This window comes from Hymenobacter sp. HD11105 (genome assembly GCF_054051685.1).
This window is the reverse complement of the sequence record NZ_JBSWBR010000003.1, coordinates 251,725-267,839: the sequence shown is the minus strand read 5'-3', so window position 1 is coordinate 267,839 and position 16,115 is coordinate 251,725. Positions and strand designations below refer to the sequence as shown.

Below are 16,115 nucleotides of genomic sequence, written 5' to 3'. Positions count from 1 at the left end.
AGTCAAGGTTACTTGCAATAATGACTTATTACAGTGTTACTTACTGATTTCTTTTAGCTGCTTCTGCAGGAATTGAGTGTACTTAATGGCGCTTTCTAAGGTTAGGTGTACGCCGTCCCTAGTCTGGTAAGCGGCGCAGTCTGCGGTAGCTACATAATGATAGTTAGCAGGCGGAAAATACCGCTTAAAGGCTAAGCGAATGGCCCGCGCTTTAGGATAGTTACATAGCCGGTAATCAACGGGTGTTTCGTAAAAAACCACTTGTATTCCTTGGCGCTTTAGCGAGGTAGTTTCCCTTTTTAGCCGATCAAGCTGTTGCTTTAGCAGCGCTGTAGTAGGTGCTATGGCGTAATCATTGGCTCGCTCTTGCCATAGCTTGTCGTACAGTGTTTCTTTTGTGTCAATGATGAGCGGTTCTGGGCTGGCAGGTTGATGAAATATAGGCTCTAAGCGCATCTCTAGCTGTTGGCTGAGGACCGCTAAGGGCTGCTTGTCGGAACGCAAGGACGGCAAGGTTCGCTTGGCTGGCACCAGCATAGGGTTAGTAAGATCCGCTATGAAATTATTGTCGGCCTCACGGTCAATTATGTTTATTTCAACCAGCACAGTGCGCAGAGAGGAGGGATGTTTGGTTACAATCGCCAAGCCATCCAATGCGCTCAGTCCTCCAAGAGATAAGTTGTAGACACCAGGCTGGTTGAGCATCAGGCGAGAGGAAAGCGACGAGCCTACGATTACTGTGTGGACTTGTTGTGTATTGTACAGATACCCCTCCGCCTTAATCTCATTCAGTTGCCAATAGTGCTGAACAATGCTCCAGTGAGGCTTTATCTGGGAGATAAAAATGGTATAGAGCACAAATACCACCCCTGCGACCATCAGCGCTTTTCTAACCATTGAGCTAAAACTGGAAATAGATAAAAGATTCAGCGCGGCCGCTGTTCACTAGAATTAGAAATAACAGTACTCCGTAGACGGCATACTCCAAGCGAATAGCTGGGCGTAGCACCTCGTATGCGCGTACCAGGTAATAGATATGATACAGTATTACTGGCAGCGAGTACACCAAAATGCTCGCAATAATTCGAGCATTAATGGCTATATGCGTGTTCTGCGCGATACTTTGTACAAAGCCAACGACATCAGCAAAATTCGGAAGCTTGAAAAGTAGCCAAGCCAGCGTAACAAACGTAAACACAAACAGGCCACGCAACACTTGAGCCAGAGCCCCAGGGCTGGGCCGGTCGTTGCCGGTCACCTTTTCCAGGGCCAATGCCAAGCCGTGAACCAGGCCCCACACTGCGTACGACCAAGCTGCGCCGTGCCATAAGCCCCCCAACAGCATAGTGATGATAAGGTGCAAGTAAGTGCGCCCCTTACCTTTCCGATTGCCCCCCAGCGGAATGTAGAGATACTCGAGCAGGAAAGTAGAGAGCGAGATATGCCAGCGCTTCCAGAATTCCTTAAAGGAGGTAGCGATGTAAGGAAAATTAAAGTTTTGCTGTAACGAGTAACCAAACAACTTGCCGAGCCCCAACGCAATAGAAGAATAACCAGCGAAGTCGGCGAAGATCTGCATGGAGTATCCAAACAGCATGGCAAGCAGCGTCAGGCTAGCGTGATATTGATAATAGGGAGCGGCAAGTCCGTACGTGAACTCTTTCAGGTTGTCTGCCACCACCATCTTCAGGAAATAGCCTGTCACTAAGAGTTTAAATACCGATTCCCAGTCAATATCTCGGAAGTACTTGCGGCCTATCTGGGGTAAAAAGTCATGCGCCTTCAGAATGGGACCAGCCACCAGGTGGGGGAAAAACGAGATAAAAAACAGCGTCCGCTCAGCATGTTTGCTGAGGGTAAGATTCTTCATTGTTCTTTCATCTGAAAGCTTATTTCTGTATAAATCCACCACTAAGCTGATACCCTCGAAAGTATAAAAGGAGATGCCGATAGGCAGAGGAATGCTTAGTAGAAAGTGACTTACACTGCTGTCAGATGAAAGAAAAGTGTTCGCGAAAAGTAGAGAGAACTTGAAAAAAGCAAGAAGGCTAAGGTTGGCTGCAACCCCTATTGTTGCCAGTGGCTTTTTGTTATTTGCGTTGCCGAAAAGCACATAGTAGCTCACTAGGGTATTGATGCCTACGGAAAAAAGCAGTAGTAAAACAAGCGCAGGCAGCTCGTAAGCATAAAAAATTAGGCTCGAAATAATAAGCAGCTTGACCTGCCAACGGCTATAGCTAGGTATATAGTAAAGCGTGAGAGTGGTGAGGCAGAAAAAGACAAAAACAAAGCTGTTGAAGAGCATCTACGGACCGCATTACAAAGAGCAGGATTTCAAATGTAATGAGGTCTAGCTAAAGCAAACAGTAAATTGGGTAGGAGCGAACGCATGAAAAGCCCCGCCAGCTATACCGACGGGGCTTCAACTCAAAGTTTTTCAATTAGCAACTGCCGGGTCGTTAGTAACGAATTATCCAGGCACATTTACAAAGATTGTCCAGCGTAATTTTCTGTTTTAAGCGGGATTATGCCGTATTCTGATTTTCTGCAAGGTTTAATTTTGCATAATCAGATTAGAACAAATCGTTTTTGGCGGGTACCGTGTAGGGCTGGGGCGTACCGGTTGTTTTGGGCAGGCCGAAGAAGAAATAAAGGGTGCGCTTCGTGGAGCCGTTGAGGTGGTTGAGCTCGCTGTTGGGCCCCAGGTTTTTGGTGTTGGCGTCGATGTTCAGGGCCAGCTTGGTGCCAAGGGGCGGGATGGCGTCGAGGAAGGATAAATTGCCCCCCGGCAGGTCAGGACTGGATTTTACGCCGGATAGGCCGTAGAAATCGAAGAGGCGGACGAACAGGCCTTTATCAGGGCTGGCAACTAAGAACTTGCCTTCTACGGTGTTCATTTCCATCCACGCAATGTCGGCAAAGTAGCCCTTGAACTCGGGGTAAATCCAGGGGGCTGCTCCCGTGTGGGTGTTGTTGTAAGCGTTTTCCCAGACATCGGTATTGACACCCTGGAGGCGGTTTTTCCAGACGCGGTAAGGGCCTTTGCCAAGCCATTTGGCTCCTATTACGAAGTTTTCGGGGTAGGTGAAACTCAGGCCAGCGAAAGGGTAATCACCTTGCAGGGCGTACTCGTAGTCGAGCTGAAGCCAGCCGCTGCCGTACATCTTCCAGCGTGCTGTTTTGAGGTCGCCTTCGTAGCTAGCTTCAATTACTTCGCCATCGGGCTCAGTGCGACGACGTAGGCCGGTAAACTTAGCTTGGCCAGCTACCAGAATGGGGCCGTTGCCGAAGGATAATTTGTCGCCGCCGTTACCTTTCAGGCCGGTTATGTGGCCGTTTGTTTTGTTGAAGGTGACCGTAATGTTGCTGGCTTTGAGCGTGAGCGTTGAGTCGGTTTCGGTGGTTTCGATGGGCTGCTTTTCCTTTTCTTGGAGCGTCAGGATGTTGCGAAGCAGCTGTTTATTGCTTCCTGTCGACCACGTCCATTTGTATATCAGGTTCTTTTGCGGATCGAAAGCCGAGAGCACCAGGGCGTCGTAGTTTTTCCAGTCTTTGGGCAGGCCGAGCTTGAGCTTGCCCTTAGCTAGGGGGGCAATTTTGGGGCTTTCCACGCGGCTTTTTTTCATAGTGGTCGAGCCAGTGAAAGTCTCACCGGGCTGGCGGTGATTCACCAGCTCCCATTGGAAAAAGCATTGGCTGAGGTTGTTGAAATGGTAGCGGTTTTCTACTTCTATCGTGCCGTTGAACTTGGTTGGCAGTTCCTTCAGATCAATTTTGATGGGTGAAAAAATCTCACGGATAGCGTAGAAACTGCCTTCCTTTTCGCGGTGCGGACCCACCACGCCGTCGGGGGCATTTACGCCGTTCACGTCGATAATATTGCGCTGGTCAGTACGCACGATGCCTTCATCGACCAAGGCCCATAAAAAGCCCCCCGCCGAGCGCTGGGAGGCCCAGTGCAGCTCCCAGAAGTCGTGGAGGCCTACGGCGGCGCCGCCGTCGTCTTGGGCGTGCAGAAACTCGGTGGGCATGTAGATGAGCGAGTCGGCCAGGATTTTCTGTGAGCTGTAGTAATTCTCGTAGTGGTTGCAGTCGATGCCGTTGTGCTCATTACCGGGGCGGTGATGAGCGTGAATGACGGGGCGGTTAGAGAGGTCGTATTGGCCATAGTCGTCGTCCAGTTCTTTGTTGTGACCGCCCTCGTTGCCGTTGCTCCAAAAAATGATGCTGGGGTGATTTACGTCCTTCTGCACCATCTCCTTCACCAGCTTAGCACCAGCGGGCGTGCTGTAGGCTTTCTGCCAGCCGGCCAACTCGTCGAGCACGTAGAGGCCCAGAGAGTCGCAGAGGTCCAAGAACTTAGCGTCGGGTGGGTAGTGCGACATGCGTACGGCATTCATGTTCATCTCCTTCATCAACTTCACATCCATCAGGTGAATGGAGTCGTTGAGGGTGCGGCCAGTTTCGGGCCACCAGCTGTGCCGGTTGATGCCTTTGAATTTTACCTGCGTGCCGTTTACGTACACGCCCTTACCGCGGCGAATTTCGATGGTGCGAAAACCAAAGCGCTCGGAGGTCTGATACAGATTTTGCCCCCCAGCCTGCATTGCCACATTCACGCGGTACATATTCGGGGTTTCGGAGGTCCAGAGCAGGGGCTTGCTGACGGTCGTTTTTAGCTGAATCAGCGAATCTTGGGCATTGGCCCGGCCCCGCGCCGTGCCTACCACAGTGCCTTGCGCATTCACAATATCAGCCTGCACGTCGGTGGCTTGGCGCAGGCCTTTCAGGGCCACGTTCATCCGAAAAGAGCCGTCGGCGCGGGCGTCGATGGCTAGCTGGGGGCTGAACTGCTTGGGGAAAGCTTCGAGGTATACGGGCCGGAAAATGCCGCCGAAAATCCAGTAGTCGGCCAGGCGCTCGGCGTTGTTCACGGAGGCGTCGGCCGACATCTTGCTCACTGTAACTTCCAGCACATTGGGCTTGTCGAATTGCAGCTTGTCGGAGAGGTTGTATTTGAAGCGGTAAAAAGCTCCCTGGTGAATAGGGCCGGCCGACTGCCCGTTGATTTTTACTTCCGTATCGGTCATCGAGCCCTCAAAGACGATAAACACCTCCCGGTCGCGCCAGGCGGCGGGCACCTGGAAGGTGTGCTTGTACATACCTTTCTCGTCGGCGAAGCGGAAGTTTTTGCCGTAAGTTTTGTAGTCGCGGCCGTAGTTGTAGCTGCCGAAGCCCTGCTGCTCCCAGCACGAGGGTACTTGTATTTTGGTCCAAAAACCGCTTTTTCGGCCGCCGGTGCAGTAGAAATCCCAGGTGGCGGTGTTGGTGTTGTCGGTGCCGGAGAGGTAGCGTACTTGCTTTTGCGTGGGCGCCTGGGCGGCAGTGTTGCCGGCCCAGAGCAGCGTCAGACAGGTAAACCAGGTCAGGAGGTTGGTTTTCATAAAATAGCTCAGAGAGGCAGAAGGAGGCGTTTGGTAAGCCAACATAGGCCACATTTCTTCGACGTGCTACCTGTACTATCCTGCTCCTGCTAGGATGCGATATCATTCGGCGGCATCGTCGCTGATTCCTGACCAATAGTGGCTGGCGTTAAAAGCCGGCCCGCACAACAAAAAGGCGCTGACTTTACAGCCAGCGCCTTTTGCTACTCAGCATACAATCGTTATTCCTTCGATACCTGAATTGACTGCACGCCATCAGTTGTGTGCACTTTCAAAACATACAAGCCAGGCTTTAGCTTGTGGCCTATTTGCTTTTTGGGCTCGCCGGCGCCTTGCTCCACCACCTGTCCAAAACGGTCGTAGACTTCGTAGGTAAAAGCGCCTTCAGTGGCTATTTGAAACGACTTTGTAGTTGGGTTAGGGTACACCGTAGCCGTCGCCGTAGACTTGGCCTCAGACGCGGGGCTCACGCTGGCCAAATCCATGCCCTCGCCGAGGTAATAGCTCGTGTGGGGAGGCTGGTTGTAGCCTACATTTTGCCAGGCAATAGCCATCCGGTATTGATGGTCTTGCATGAGCGTGACGAGGCGGTGGTTTGTTGGGATAGTAGTCGTAACAATCAGCAGCTCTTGGTTATTACTATTGCGCCAGATCACTTCTTCGCGCCAATCGCCCAGTAAGTCAGCCGTCAAGCTGGGATTAGCTTTGGTGCCATTGTTGGCAGCGGCGCCTATCGTAGTGCCCTGAAGCAGTCTGGTGGAGGTGCTGGTCAAGTGGTTCCATTTGTCGATGGCCGTGCCATCAAGAAGCTCGCGGAGCAAGTCGCCATCCCACCAGATACCAAAGTTGGTGGAGCTAGGTGCCGTACCGATACGTTCACCCTTAATCGTGCGCAAACCTACCTCTCTAGAGCCTCCCCATACTTCAGCCCCTAAGTGGCGTGGGTCGATATCGGCAGCCATGCCGCGGCCTACATCTAAGCCATAGTCGCCGCCCCACAGAACTTGGCCGGTTTTGGCGTCGAATAGCGCTACGCCGGGACCATCTATATAACCGGGTACGTCTACTTCATTTTCGTGAATACCCCAGGCTTCTTGGTTAGGAGTGGTTGGGTCAAAGTTGCTTACGTGGAGCGCATCGCCGTGGCGCAGGCCCGTGGTAAACAGGCCCTGTCCGTTGTCATCCACCACCATGGCACCATAAACGATTTCGTCTTTGCCATCGAAATCGACATCGTTAACGCTAAGGCCGTGGTTACCCATGCCAGAATAGGGATTCGCCCGATCTTTTGAATCGAATACCCAGCGCGAAGTCAATTTGCCATCGCGCCAATCCCAGGCAGCCAGCACGGTGCGACCATAGTAGCCGCGGGCCATTACTACACTGGGCCGCTGACCGTCGAGATAAGCCACAGCCGCATTGAAGCGGTCCACGCGGTTGCCGGTGTTGTCGTTGCCGCCGTTGCCACCAACTCCGCCCCAAGCGCCGCTCGGGTCACGTGAAGGAATATAATCGGTGGTGGCCAGGGCAGCGCCCGTCAATCCGTCGAATATGGTGAAGAACTCAGGTCCGGCCAGCACCTTGCCAAAGCGAGCATCGTTGGTAGCCGCTACCCGAATACCGTCATTGGCCACGGTAAGGGAGCGGTAATCTTTGCTGGCGTCGCCGATAACTGTGCCTTTACCATCCACGGTACCATCGGCAGTTTTGCAGGCCACTTCAGCTTTGCCATCACCGTCGAGGTCGTACACCATGAACTGGGTGTAATGCGCGCCAGAGCGGATATTTTTGCCCAAATCAATACGCCACAGAAAGGTGCCGTCCATTTTGTAGGCATCCAGAATGGTAGTGCCCGATAGGCCTGCCGCCGAATTATCACGCGAATTGGAAGGGTCCCACTTGAGCACTATTTCGTATTCGCCGTCGCCATCTAAGTCGGCCACGGAGGCATCGTTGGCGTTATAAGTATAATTGCTGGCACCGGGTATGCCTAGGCCAGCCGTACCACCTACTGGCCGCTTCAGCGGCACGCGCAAAAAGCCATCATTCCATACCGTAGCCGTTTCCGGATTCGACGATTCTTCGCCGTGGCCAGGGCCACCATTGCGCACGGCGCGCACAAAGTAAGTGGTGCCCGGCGTGGCATCGGGTGTTTCATCTACCCAGTTGGTACTTTCGGTGATGGGCTTAGCGTTCAGCTTCACAGCTTCCCCATCTGCGGGTTTGCGGAAAAGATTAAAGCCGACTCTTGCATTGTCAGTAGCTAGCAGGCGCCAACTCACGAACACCTTGCCATCGGCCTGCTTCACGGCCACTATGCCGCGGCCTAGCTTTTCCGTTTGCCGCTGTACCGTCGTCTGGGGGGCTTTTTTCTTGCCTTGCGCGGCGCTCATAAAGGGCATACCCGTTGCGGCGGCTAGCAAGGCGCAAAAAGCGACATTGCGCTTGAGCCAAGGTAGGTCTGTAATCATAGTAATGGGGTTGGAAGTGGAAATTGGGATAGAGCATAACTACCAGCATGCTCAGCAGCAGTGCTGGTACTTTTCAAAGCTGACCATTAAAATTGCACAAGGCATCCTGCAGTGTCCTGACTATAACATTATCTTGTTCAGTGCATTCTGACAGCTTGCGGTTTGGGGCCCCTACTCCGTGTAAGGCCTAATAATTTTTTGGCTGCTGCTTAAAATCAAGGTGCGGCGGCCCACGAAAGCGGAAATGTTAGCTGGCGGGTTGGTGATTGGCCCGCCGCCAAGTACCGCACAGTACAGGAGAGTTGAGGTAGGGTGAAGCTTTTCCTTGCCGCTCGGTTCACTCGCTTATGGCTGCTTTTATGAAGAAATTTTTCGCTCTGTTTGGGCTTCTCTGTTGCCTGAGTGTGTTCATCCAAGCGGCTAAGCCGAAGCGTACGCTCTACCTCATCGGCGACTCCACGGTCAACAACAGCCACTTGCCGCAAATGGGCTGGGGAAGCAAGCTGGGGGCCTTTTTTGACACCACGCGCATCACTATTGCTAATCACGCCATGGCCGGACGCAGCACACGCACCTTCGTGTCTGAAGGTCGCTGGCGCCGCGTCGATTCGCTCCTACGGCCCGGCGACTTTCTCATCATGCAGTTTGGCCACAACGAAGGCAGCGAACCTGATACCACTAAAGCTGGCCGGCGCGGCGTGCTGCGCGGCACCGGCGACGAAACCAAGTTCTTGACCTGGCCCGACGGCCACCAGGAAACTGTGCACACCTACGGCTGGTATCTGCGCTACTTCATCCGGGGGGCAAAAGCCAAACGCGCCACCCCCATCGTGGCCTCCATGATTCCGCGCAACCAGTGGCAAGACGGCAAAGTGAAGCGCGCTAGTAATGACTTCGGTAAATGGGCCGCCGAAGTAGCCCAGCAAGAAGGCGCCTACTTCATCGATCTGAACAGCATTTCGGCGGACAAATACGATAAGCTGGGCCCCGAGGAAGTAGCCAAGCTATTCGCCGGCGACCACACCCACACCAATGAAGACGGGGCCCGCATCAATGCCGAATCGGTGGTGACGGGCATCAAGCAAATCAAGCGTTTGCCCCTGCGCAGCTACCTAGCGAAACGTTAATTTATTCAGCCTTCTGAGCTATGAAATCCACGCTGCCCGCCTACTCCGCAACGCCCACATCACCTCGTAAAAGAGGCCGCAAGCTGTACGGCCTTCTGCTCGTTTTTACTGTGTTTTTCTCCCTGGCTTTTTTGCAAAAAGAGCGGACAAAACCTACGCTGTATCTCATTGGCGATTCAACGGTGAAAAACGGCAAGGGCAACGGCGACGATGGCCTCTGGGGCTGGGGGGCTTTTTTACCTGCTCACTTCGACACTACCCGCCTGGCTATTCGCAACGCGGCGTTGGGCGGCACCAGCAGCCGCACGTTTCGCACCAAAGGCTTGTGGGCCGATGTGCAGGCCAAGCTGAAGCCCGGCGACTTCGTCATCATGCAGTTTGGCCACAACGACAACAACCCCCTGGCCGATACCGCCCGCGCCCGCGGTACCATCCGCAGCAACGGCGACGAAAGCCAGGAGATTTACAACCCCATCACCAAGCAGCAGGAAGTGGTGCACAGTTACGGCTGGTATCTGCGCCAATATATTGCCGAAGCCAAGGCCAAAGGCGCCATCGTGATTGTATGCTCGCTAGTGCCGCGCAATCAGTGGCAAGACGGCAAAGTAAAGCGCGCCACCGCCGACTATGGACAGTGGGCCGCCGAAGCCGCTAAGCAAGGCGGTGCCTACTTCATCGACCTCAACAAGCGCATTGCCGATGACTACGACGCTGAAGGCGAGCAGCAAGTTCGCGCAACTTACTTCAACACCCAGGACCACACGCACACTATCGAAGCCGGCGCGAAGCTGAACGCCGGTGTAGTTGCAGAAGGAATCCGTGACCTCAAAAAATGCCCTCTACGAAAGTATTTGGTGAAAAAGGCAGTAGTTAACTAGGCCGTCATGCAGAGGCGGAGCCGAAGCATCTTGCGTGTTTAGCTGGAGTAGTAACCCTAGACATCAGCACGCGAGATGCTTCGGCTCCGCCTCTGCATGACGGTCTGGTTATGGCAAGAATGCTAATGCATAATCACCTCAACATTTACTGCTTCAGCAGCAGCTCCAGTTCCTTCTGCGTCACTTGAATGACGGTGCCGTGGCGGGCGCCGGCAGGGAAGCGAACTTGGTCAGAAACGTCAGTCCACGTTTTGAGGTCATCGGAGCGAATAGCGCCATATTTGTGCTCGGTGTATTTATCGAAGTACACCAGCCACTGCTTGCCAATCTGAATGGCGGTAGGTCCTTCTGCCCAATACTTGCCAGTGATGGGAGCGGAAGCTTTGCTATAAGGCCCAGCGAGGTTATTGCTGAATGCCACACGCAGGTTCTTCTGAGCGGGCTCGCGGGTTTCATCTTTCAAAATCATGACGTAGCGTTTGCCGTCGCGCTGAATGGTGGCGTCGATTGAGTTGAAGCCGGGCTCGTAGAGCAGCTTGGTGTCGCTGAAAGTCTTGAAGTCTTTGGTGGTGACGTAGTAGAGGCGGTGGTTGTAGGCTGCGTCGGCGGTGCTTTGGGTTTCGGGAAATTCGCCGGTGATGGTGGTAGCCCAATAGATCAGATACGTACCGGTTTTTTCGTCGAGTGTGATTTCCGGAGCCCAGCAGTTACGCGCCGCGGGCTCGTGCTGCATTACCGGAATAAACCGCTGCTCCGACCAATTCACCAGATCTTTAGAGGTGGCGTAGCCGATGCCTTTATCGTTCCAGCTCACCGTCCAGACCATGTGAAACAGCCCATCCTTGCCCCGAATCACGCAGGGGTCGCGCATGAGCTTGTCCTTAGCCACGGTGGGGCGTAGAAAGGTGCTGTCTTTTTTCAGCGCCGTCCAGCTGTAGCCATCCTGGCTGTGGGCCAGGTGCAAACCGTCTTGGCCGTTGCCTTTGAAGTAGGTAAATACCAGCGCTTGCCCTTTGGGTAATGTCTGCTGAGCAAGGGCACTGAAACTGATAAAGAAGCTGGTGAGAAGCAGGAGGTTCTTCGAGCTTTTTGAGGGGAGGTGTAATGGCATCTGGGGGGCTTTTTACAATCGTTTTTTAAGTTGCTTACCGGGTGGTGTTAGCTGGATGTAAGTAGGTTGGTCCCGGTCGCAGGTGAGCTTGCCGTTGGCGTGATGTAACTCGGTTACCTGAATAAGGCTGCGTTTGGTATCTGTGGCGGCGGGCATACCTTCGACGCGGCCTGGGTGGGTAAAGTAAAATAGGTACGCCCGGTCGCCTTGCACTACCACGTCGGGGTGGCCGCCGATGGCTTGGTCCTCCGGGCCTTTGCCGGGCAGCTCTAGTAGTCGCTCTTCCTGGGGCTGCCAGGTTTTCAAGTCGGTGGAACTATACACGCCCAGGCCCTTCCACTTATCGATAATCATCCAGTAGCGGTCGTGCCAGCGGAACACTTTGGGGCCTTCGCCCCGCTCCTTTAGGGCTAATCCTTTGTCCTGCCAAGTGTACAGGTCCGGACTGTCGGCGTAGTAGATGGATTTGCCGTCCCGCTCGTTGTTGTACCACATGCGCCACGTGCCGTCGGGGAGGCGAAAGACGCTGGCATCAATTACCTTATCCGTGGTCAGGGCCAGCGTCGATTCATACTTCCAGTTGAGCAAGTCGGCGCTGGTCAGATGAAGAATATAACGCGGATGATTCCAGTCGGTGAAAATGCCCGGCACGTAGGTCAGATACATGTGGTAGCGGCCTTTTTCATCTTCCACCACATCGGGGGCCCAATGCGTGTACTGCGGGGTGGGGCGATAGTTGATGTTGGCCGTGTCGCGGTAGGTCCATGTGGCGCCGTCCGCTGATTCGGCAATGCCGATGCGCGTGCCGTGCACCCAGGTTACGCCTTCGGCAGTAGGGTCGGTGGCGCGGCGGTTGGTATAAAACATAAACCAATTCTTCTCCCGCTTATTCCAGATCACGACTGGGTCGGCAGCCCCGTCGTAAATTGGGTCGCGGTATAGAGGCTTGGGTGCAAGCTTACCGGCCGGCCGGGTTTGCGCTGTGGCAATAGTGGGGGGCAAAAGCAGTAGTAATAACAAGCAAACCAAGCCGTATCTTATCATGCTAATTGCCATCAGGTTTCACAGCGTCAGTACGCGGACTTTCGGCCCACTGCCAGGCAGCCAGCGCATCGGGTTTGGTAGGGGAGAAGGGTGCAGTGTCATTTCTGAGAAACTTCACTAGGCCTAGTTTATTGGCTTTGATGCCTTCCACCACACACTTGGCAATCTGGTAGGCGCCATAAGAACTGAAATGAGTGTTATCGGCTAAGGCTTGCTCCTGACCTGGATAGGTGTTAGCCGGGTAATGCACAAATGCTTTTTTCGACTCCTCTACGCCTATCGTTTCGTAGAGCGTTTGGGTCATAGCAGTGAGGTCAATCAGGGCAACGTTTTCGGCGCGGGCAACTTGGCGGGCCGCTTCGGGGTAGTCACCGAGGCTGTTCTCAATCTTGCCATTGGGGCCGAATGAACGGCGGCTGGTGGAGGTGAGAATGACAGGAATCCCTCCCTTCTTTTTGGCTTCTGCTACGAACAGCTTAAGGCGCTCGGTGTAGGAGTTGTAGGCGCCATCTTGGGGGCCTTTTTCCTTCTGATCATTATGCCCAAACTCAATAAATAGATAGTCACCGGGCTTCATCACGCTCAGTACTTTTTCCAGGCGCCGGGAGCCTTGGAAGCTGCCTAAGCTCAAGCCCGATTCGGCGTGGTTGGCCACAGCCACGCCAGGCTTCAAAAACCGCGGTAGCATCTGCCCCCACGAGGCCCAAGGCTCTTCCTCCTGATTAACAACAGTGGAGTTGCCAGCCAGAAAAATGCTGACAGCCGTTGGGGCAGGCGTTATCTCCAGCGCATTCAGGCAAGTAGCGGCGCCGTTGAATTCCAGCGTTAGCTTGTTGTCCCAATCAAGCTTGGTCAGTTCTCGCGGTTTCAAAGCCACAGTATTGCCCCCCAGAATCTGCCGGCTTTTAATGTTGATAGTAAAGGTGCGAGTGGAAAATTTGCCCGGCGCGGTTTCTGTCTTTTCCAGCAATAAGCGGCGCGATTCCGCCTTCACGGAGGTAGAGGAGCGGCCCTTGGCATCGCCGAGTGTAAGGGTTACGTTGTAGTTGCCCTCAGGCAGATTGGCGGAGAAGTAGAATGGCTTGTCGCTGGTGACGAAGTCGCCTTTGAGCGCATCCTTTCCGCCCTGGTCAACGGCGGTAACAGTGGTGCCAAAATCGAAGCCGTAGCCCGTGGTTGGTGAGTAAGTAGCTGTGGGCAAAACGGCGGTGTAGCCGGGCGCCGTTTTGCCTGCGCCGAAGTCAAACTTGAAGCTGGTTTTGACGGACTGCGCGGTAGCGCCGGCAGCCAAAAACAAGCTGCAAAAGCAGACTAAAAAAATGCGGCTGTAGTTCATGCAGAGGCGGGCGGCAGCGCTGGTAGTTTGCCGACGAACTAAATGTAAACGCCCCCGCGCAGCTAGCTTACCTGTACTGTCGGGTAGCCTCAGCCGATGGCTTGCGCCGCGGCCCGCCCGGCCACGCGCCCCGAGAAGATGCAACCACCCAGGAAAGTGCCTTCCAAGGCGCGGTAACCGTGCATGCCGCCGCCCCCAAAGCCAGCCACTTCGCCCGCCGCGTACAAGCCAGGCACTGGGTTGCCATCCGCGTTCAGCACCCGCGCTGATAAGTCAGTTTCCAGGCCGCCCAGGGTTTTGCGGGTAATCACGTGCAGGCGAACGGCTATGAGCGGGCCGGCTGCGGGGTTGAGGAGGGCGTGGGGCGGGGCTGTGCGAATCAGCTTGTCACCGAGGTAGTTGCGGGCGCCGCGGATGGCCGTGATCTGGGCGTCTTTACTGAACTTATTGGCGAGCTGCCGGTCGCGGGCTTTTATTTCGCGCTCCAAAGAAGCTAAGTCGATGAGGGGTTCGCCGGTGAGGGCATTCATGCCTTGCACTAGGTCGGCGAGGTTGTTTTTAACGACAAAATCGACGCCGTGCTTTTTGAAAGCTTCGACGGGTGCGGGCGCCGCTTTGCCAAAAGCCCGGCCCAGAGTCTGGCGCCAATCTTTGTTGGTCAGATCGGGATTTTGCTCCGAGCCGGAGAGGGCAAACTCTTTGCGCAGAATTTTCTGCGTCAGGATAAACCAACTGTAGTCGTAGCCCGTCTGGCGCAGGTGGCGCAGCGTGCCCAGGGAGTCGAAGCCGGGGAAGAGGGGCACGGGCAAGCGGTTGCCGTGGGCATCGAGCCAGAGTGAGGACGGACCCGGCAGAATACGGATGCCGTGGTTGGGCCAGATGGGGTTCCAGTTTTGGATGCCCTCGGGGTAGTGCCACATACGGTCCTTGTTGATTAAATGCCCCCCAGCCGCTTCGCTAATGCCCAGCATCAGGCCATCAACGTGGGCCGGCACGCCGGAGAGCATGCTTTTGGGTGGCGGGCCCAGGCGAGAGGGCCAGTTTTGGCGCACTAAGTCGTGGTTGGCGCCAATACCACCTGCCGTCACGATGGTGGCCTGAGCTGTAAATAGGAAATCACCCACGGCTAGGCGGGAGCTTTTCTCGCCGCGTAGCACATCGCTGGGCTCCAGAATTGCCCCCCGCACGCCCGTCACGATGCCATCAGTCAGCAGCAGCTCTTCTACCTGATGGCGAAACTTGAATGTAATGAGGCCACTCTTCACAGCCTCGCGCACGCGGCGCTCGAAGGGGGCCATCACGCCTGGTCCGGTACCCCAAGTCACGTGGAAGCGTGGTACGGAATTGCCGTGCCCCACAGCCCCGTAGCCGCCCCGCTCTGCCCAGCCCACCACCGGGAAAAACCGCATACCCTGCTGGTAAAGCCAAGAGCGCTTTTCGCCGGCCGCAAAGTCTACATAGGCTTTGGCCCAGCGGAGGGGCCACTTGTCCTCGGGACGGTCGAAGGCGGCAGTGCCGAGCCAGTCTTCCAAGGCTAGAGCGTGGGAATCGCGGATGCCCATGCGGCGCTGCTCTGGCGAGTCGACCAGAAAAAGGCCCCCCAGCGACCAGAACGCTTGTCCGCCCAGGCTCTGCTCGGGCTCCTGGTCAAGCAGGAATACTTTTTTGCCGGCGTCAGCCAGCTCGGCCGCGGCTACTAATCCGGCCAGTCCGGCCCCGATTACAAGTACATCAGCCTCCATTCAAGAGCAATAAGCGAAAAAAAAAGTGGTGACTGATAGAGCTAAATCTGCAGAGTGTAGCGGGCTATAAACAACTCAAGGCGCTTTGCGCGTAAGATGCCAGCCGTTATAGCGCCGAACTATCTGGGGAATGTCACGATACCGATAACGGCCGGCTTTCAAGTCGGCAACCAGCTCCGGACAGTCGCTGAAATAAGCCACAGCATCCTCGGGAAATTTCCAAGTGCTGACCTGAGTCAAGTGGCTCTTAGTTCCTCGATAAATGACAAGGGTACGGGCGGGGTTACGGCCAAATCCGCGCCGTTTCAGCGGACTAAACGCCGGATACTTCGCGTTGGGTGGGGCAGAGCTGTATGTATACCTATACCAATTGCTAAAACCGTAATTATTAGGGCTAAAACGGGTAATAGTAGAGTAACTAGGAACAGTTGTATGGTTCTCGAATGACTGTAATTTAAACGACGAATTATAGTAGAATAGTTGGGCTTCACCGCCTACTACCTGCTGCAAAAAACCACGCCTCGGGGTAGTACTACCGGCTTGCATAAACGATAGGGAAATGAAGCGCACCGTATCCAGATCCTTGTAATACGTGTAGGAGCTAAGCTGATAGCCGTCCAGCGAAAGCCACTTGGTGCCCTGTAGTGGAACAAACTCTACTTGATACTGCTGCGTCACTGGGTCGGTGGGATTAATGGCCCCCAGCAACGTGTCGCCACCCATGGTGACGACGTAACCTGGCAAGGGCTTCTTCTGGGCAAATGCACTGGTGCCTAAGCTCAGGGAGCAAGCGAGTAGCAGGACGAGGCCATAGTGTTGGGGTAGGATGCGGGCCATAACGAGTATAGATAACAGATAATAGAAGTACAGTCCTAATGTAAGCAAAGCGCAAGCAGGCTGCTAACAGTTGGGCTCGATATCTTGCAGAATTTACAGGTGAAATAGGAAGTAACCTCTACTCA

General features: G+C 54.6%; 11 protein-coding genes. 2 read left to right on the top strand and 9 right to left on the bottom strand.

Annotated features, from left to right (window positions below):
* Positions 1 to 36 precede the first annotated feature (36 nt).
* From ACW9KT_RS11795 to ACW9KT_RS11780, 4 genes are all read right to left on the bottom strand, one after another.
* The gene (locus tag ACW9KT_RS11795; RefSeq protein ID WP_457080576.1) at positions 37 to 897 is read right to left on the bottom strand and encodes a hypothetical protein; all 861 of its coding nucleotides are present in this window, start codon (positions 895 to 897) and stop codon (positions 37 to 39) included.
* A 4-nt stretch (positions 898 to 901) separates the two neighbouring features.
* Positions 902 to 1,870, bottom strand: coding sequence for an MBOAT family O-acyltransferase (locus ACW9KT_RS11790; protein WP_457080574.1), 969 nt, complete (start codon positions 1,868 to 1,870; stop codon positions 902 to 904).
* 703 nt (positions 1,871 to 2,573) lie between these two features.
* Positions 2,574 to 5,444, bottom strand: coding sequence for a glycoside hydrolase family 2 TIM barrel-domain containing protein (locus ACW9KT_RS11785; RefSeq protein WP_457080572.1), 2,871 nt, complete (start codon positions 5,442 to 5,444; stop codon positions 2,574 to 2,576).
* 221 nt (positions 5,445 to 5,665) lie between these two features.
* Positions 5,666 to 7,915: a rhamnogalacturonan lyase family protein gene (locus ACW9KT_RS11780; RefSeq protein ID WP_457080570.1), complete on the bottom strand. Its 2,250-nt coding sequence runs from the start codon at positions 7,913 to 7,915 to the stop codon at positions 5,666 to 5,668.
* Positions 7,916 to 8,274: 359 nt separating this feature from the next.
* Between ACW9KT_RS11780 and ACW9KT_RS11775 the strand changes: the two genes are divergently transcribed.
* Entirely contained in the window at positions 8,275 to 9,042 is a 768-nt protein-coding gene (locus ACW9KT_RS11775; protein ID WP_457080568.1) for a rhamnogalacturonan acetylesterase, read from the top strand.
* A gap of 20 nt (positions 9,043 to 9,062) precedes the next feature.
* On the top strand, positions 9,063 to 9,920 hold the full coding sequence (locus ACW9KT_RS11770) for a rhamnogalacturonan acetylesterase (protein WP_457080566.1): 858 nt from the start codon (positions 9,063 to 9,065) through the stop codon (positions 9,918 to 9,920).
* 145 nt (positions 9,921 to 10,065) lie between these two features.
* On the opposite strand, the gene ACW9KT_RS11765 is transcribed toward ACW9KT_RS11770, so the two are convergent.
* The 5 genes from ACW9KT_RS11765 to ACW9KT_RS11745 all read right to left on the bottom strand — a co-directional run bounded on the left by ACW9KT_RS11765 (position 10,066) and on the right by ACW9KT_RS11745 (position 15,990).
* Entirely contained in the window at positions 10,066 to 11,031 is a 966-nt protein-coding gene (locus ACW9KT_RS11765) for a glycoside hydrolase family 43 protein (RefSeq protein WP_457080564.1), read from the bottom strand.
* A 12-nt stretch (positions 11,032 to 11,043) separates the two neighbouring features.
* The gene (locus tag ACW9KT_RS11760; RefSeq protein WP_457080562.1) at positions 11,044 to 12,033 is read right to left on the bottom strand and encodes a glycosyl hydrolase; all 990 of its coding nucleotides are present in this window, start codon (positions 12,031 to 12,033) and stop codon (positions 11,044 to 11,046) included.
* Positions 12,034 to 12,076: 43 nt separating this feature from the next.
* Positions 12,077 to 13,372, bottom strand: coding sequence for a rhamnogalacturonan acetylesterase (locus tag ACW9KT_RS11755; RefSeq protein ID WP_457080560.1), 1,296 nt, complete (start codon positions 13,370 to 13,372; stop codon positions 12,077 to 12,079).
* Positions 13,373 to 13,500: 128 nt separating this feature from the next.
* The gene (locus tag ACW9KT_RS11750) at positions 13,501 to 15,153 is read right to left on the bottom strand and encodes an FAD-binding dehydrogenase (protein ID WP_457080558.1); all 1,653 of its coding nucleotides are present in this window, start codon (positions 15,151 to 15,153) and stop codon (positions 13,501 to 13,503) included.
* A gap of 75 nt (positions 15,154 to 15,228) precedes the next feature.
* Positions 15,229 to 15,990 carry a hypothetical protein gene (locus ACW9KT_RS11745; RefSeq protein WP_457080556.1) on the bottom strand — a complete coding sequence of 254 codons (762 nt, stop codon included), beginning with the start codon at positions 15,988 to 15,990 and terminating at the stop codon, positions 15,229 to 15,231.
* Between the last annotated feature and the right edge of the window lie 125 nt (positions 15,991 to 16,115).

What these genes read in the sequence shown, in the direction of transcription:
- ACW9KT_RS11770 (WP_457080566.1), top strand. Translation starts at nt 9,063, where the DNA reads ATGAAATCCACGCTGCCCGCCTACTCCGCAACGCCCACATCACCTCGT.
- ACW9KT_RS11765 (WP_457080564.1), bottom strand. Translation starts at nt 11,031, where the DNA reads ATGCCATTACACCTCCCCTCAAAAAGCTCGAAGAACCTCCTGCTTCTC.
- ACW9KT_RS11780 (WP_457080570.1), bottom strand. Translation starts at nt 7,915, where the DNA reads ATGATTACAGACCTACCTTGGCTCAAGCGCAATGTCGCTTTTTGCGCC.
- ACW9KT_RS11785 (WP_457080572.1), bottom strand. Translation starts at nt 5,444, where the DNA reads ATGAAAACCAACCTCCTGACCTGGTTTACCTGTCTGACGCTGCTCTGG.
- ACW9KT_RS11790 (WP_457080574.1), bottom strand. Translation starts at nt 1,870, where the DNA reads ATGAAGAATCTTACCCTCAGCAAACATGCTGAGCGGACGCTGTTTTTT.
- ACW9KT_RS11795 (WP_457080576.1), bottom strand. Translation starts at nt 897, where the DNA reads ATGGTTAGAAAAGCGCTGATGGTCGCAGGGGTGGTATTTGTGCTCTAT.
- ACW9KT_RS11750 (WP_457080558.1), bottom strand. Translation starts at nt 15,153, where the DNA reads ATGGAGGCTGATGTACTTGTAATCGGGGCCGGACTGGCCGGATTAGTA.
- ACW9KT_RS11775 (WP_457080568.1), top strand. Translation starts at nt 8,275, where the DNA reads ATGAAGAAATTTTTCGCTCTGTTTGGGCTTCTCTGTTGCCTGAGTGTG.
- ACW9KT_RS11745 (WP_457080556.1), bottom strand. Translation starts at nt 15,990, where the DNA reads ATGGCCCGCATCCTACCCCAACACTATGGCCTCGTCCTGCTACTCGCT.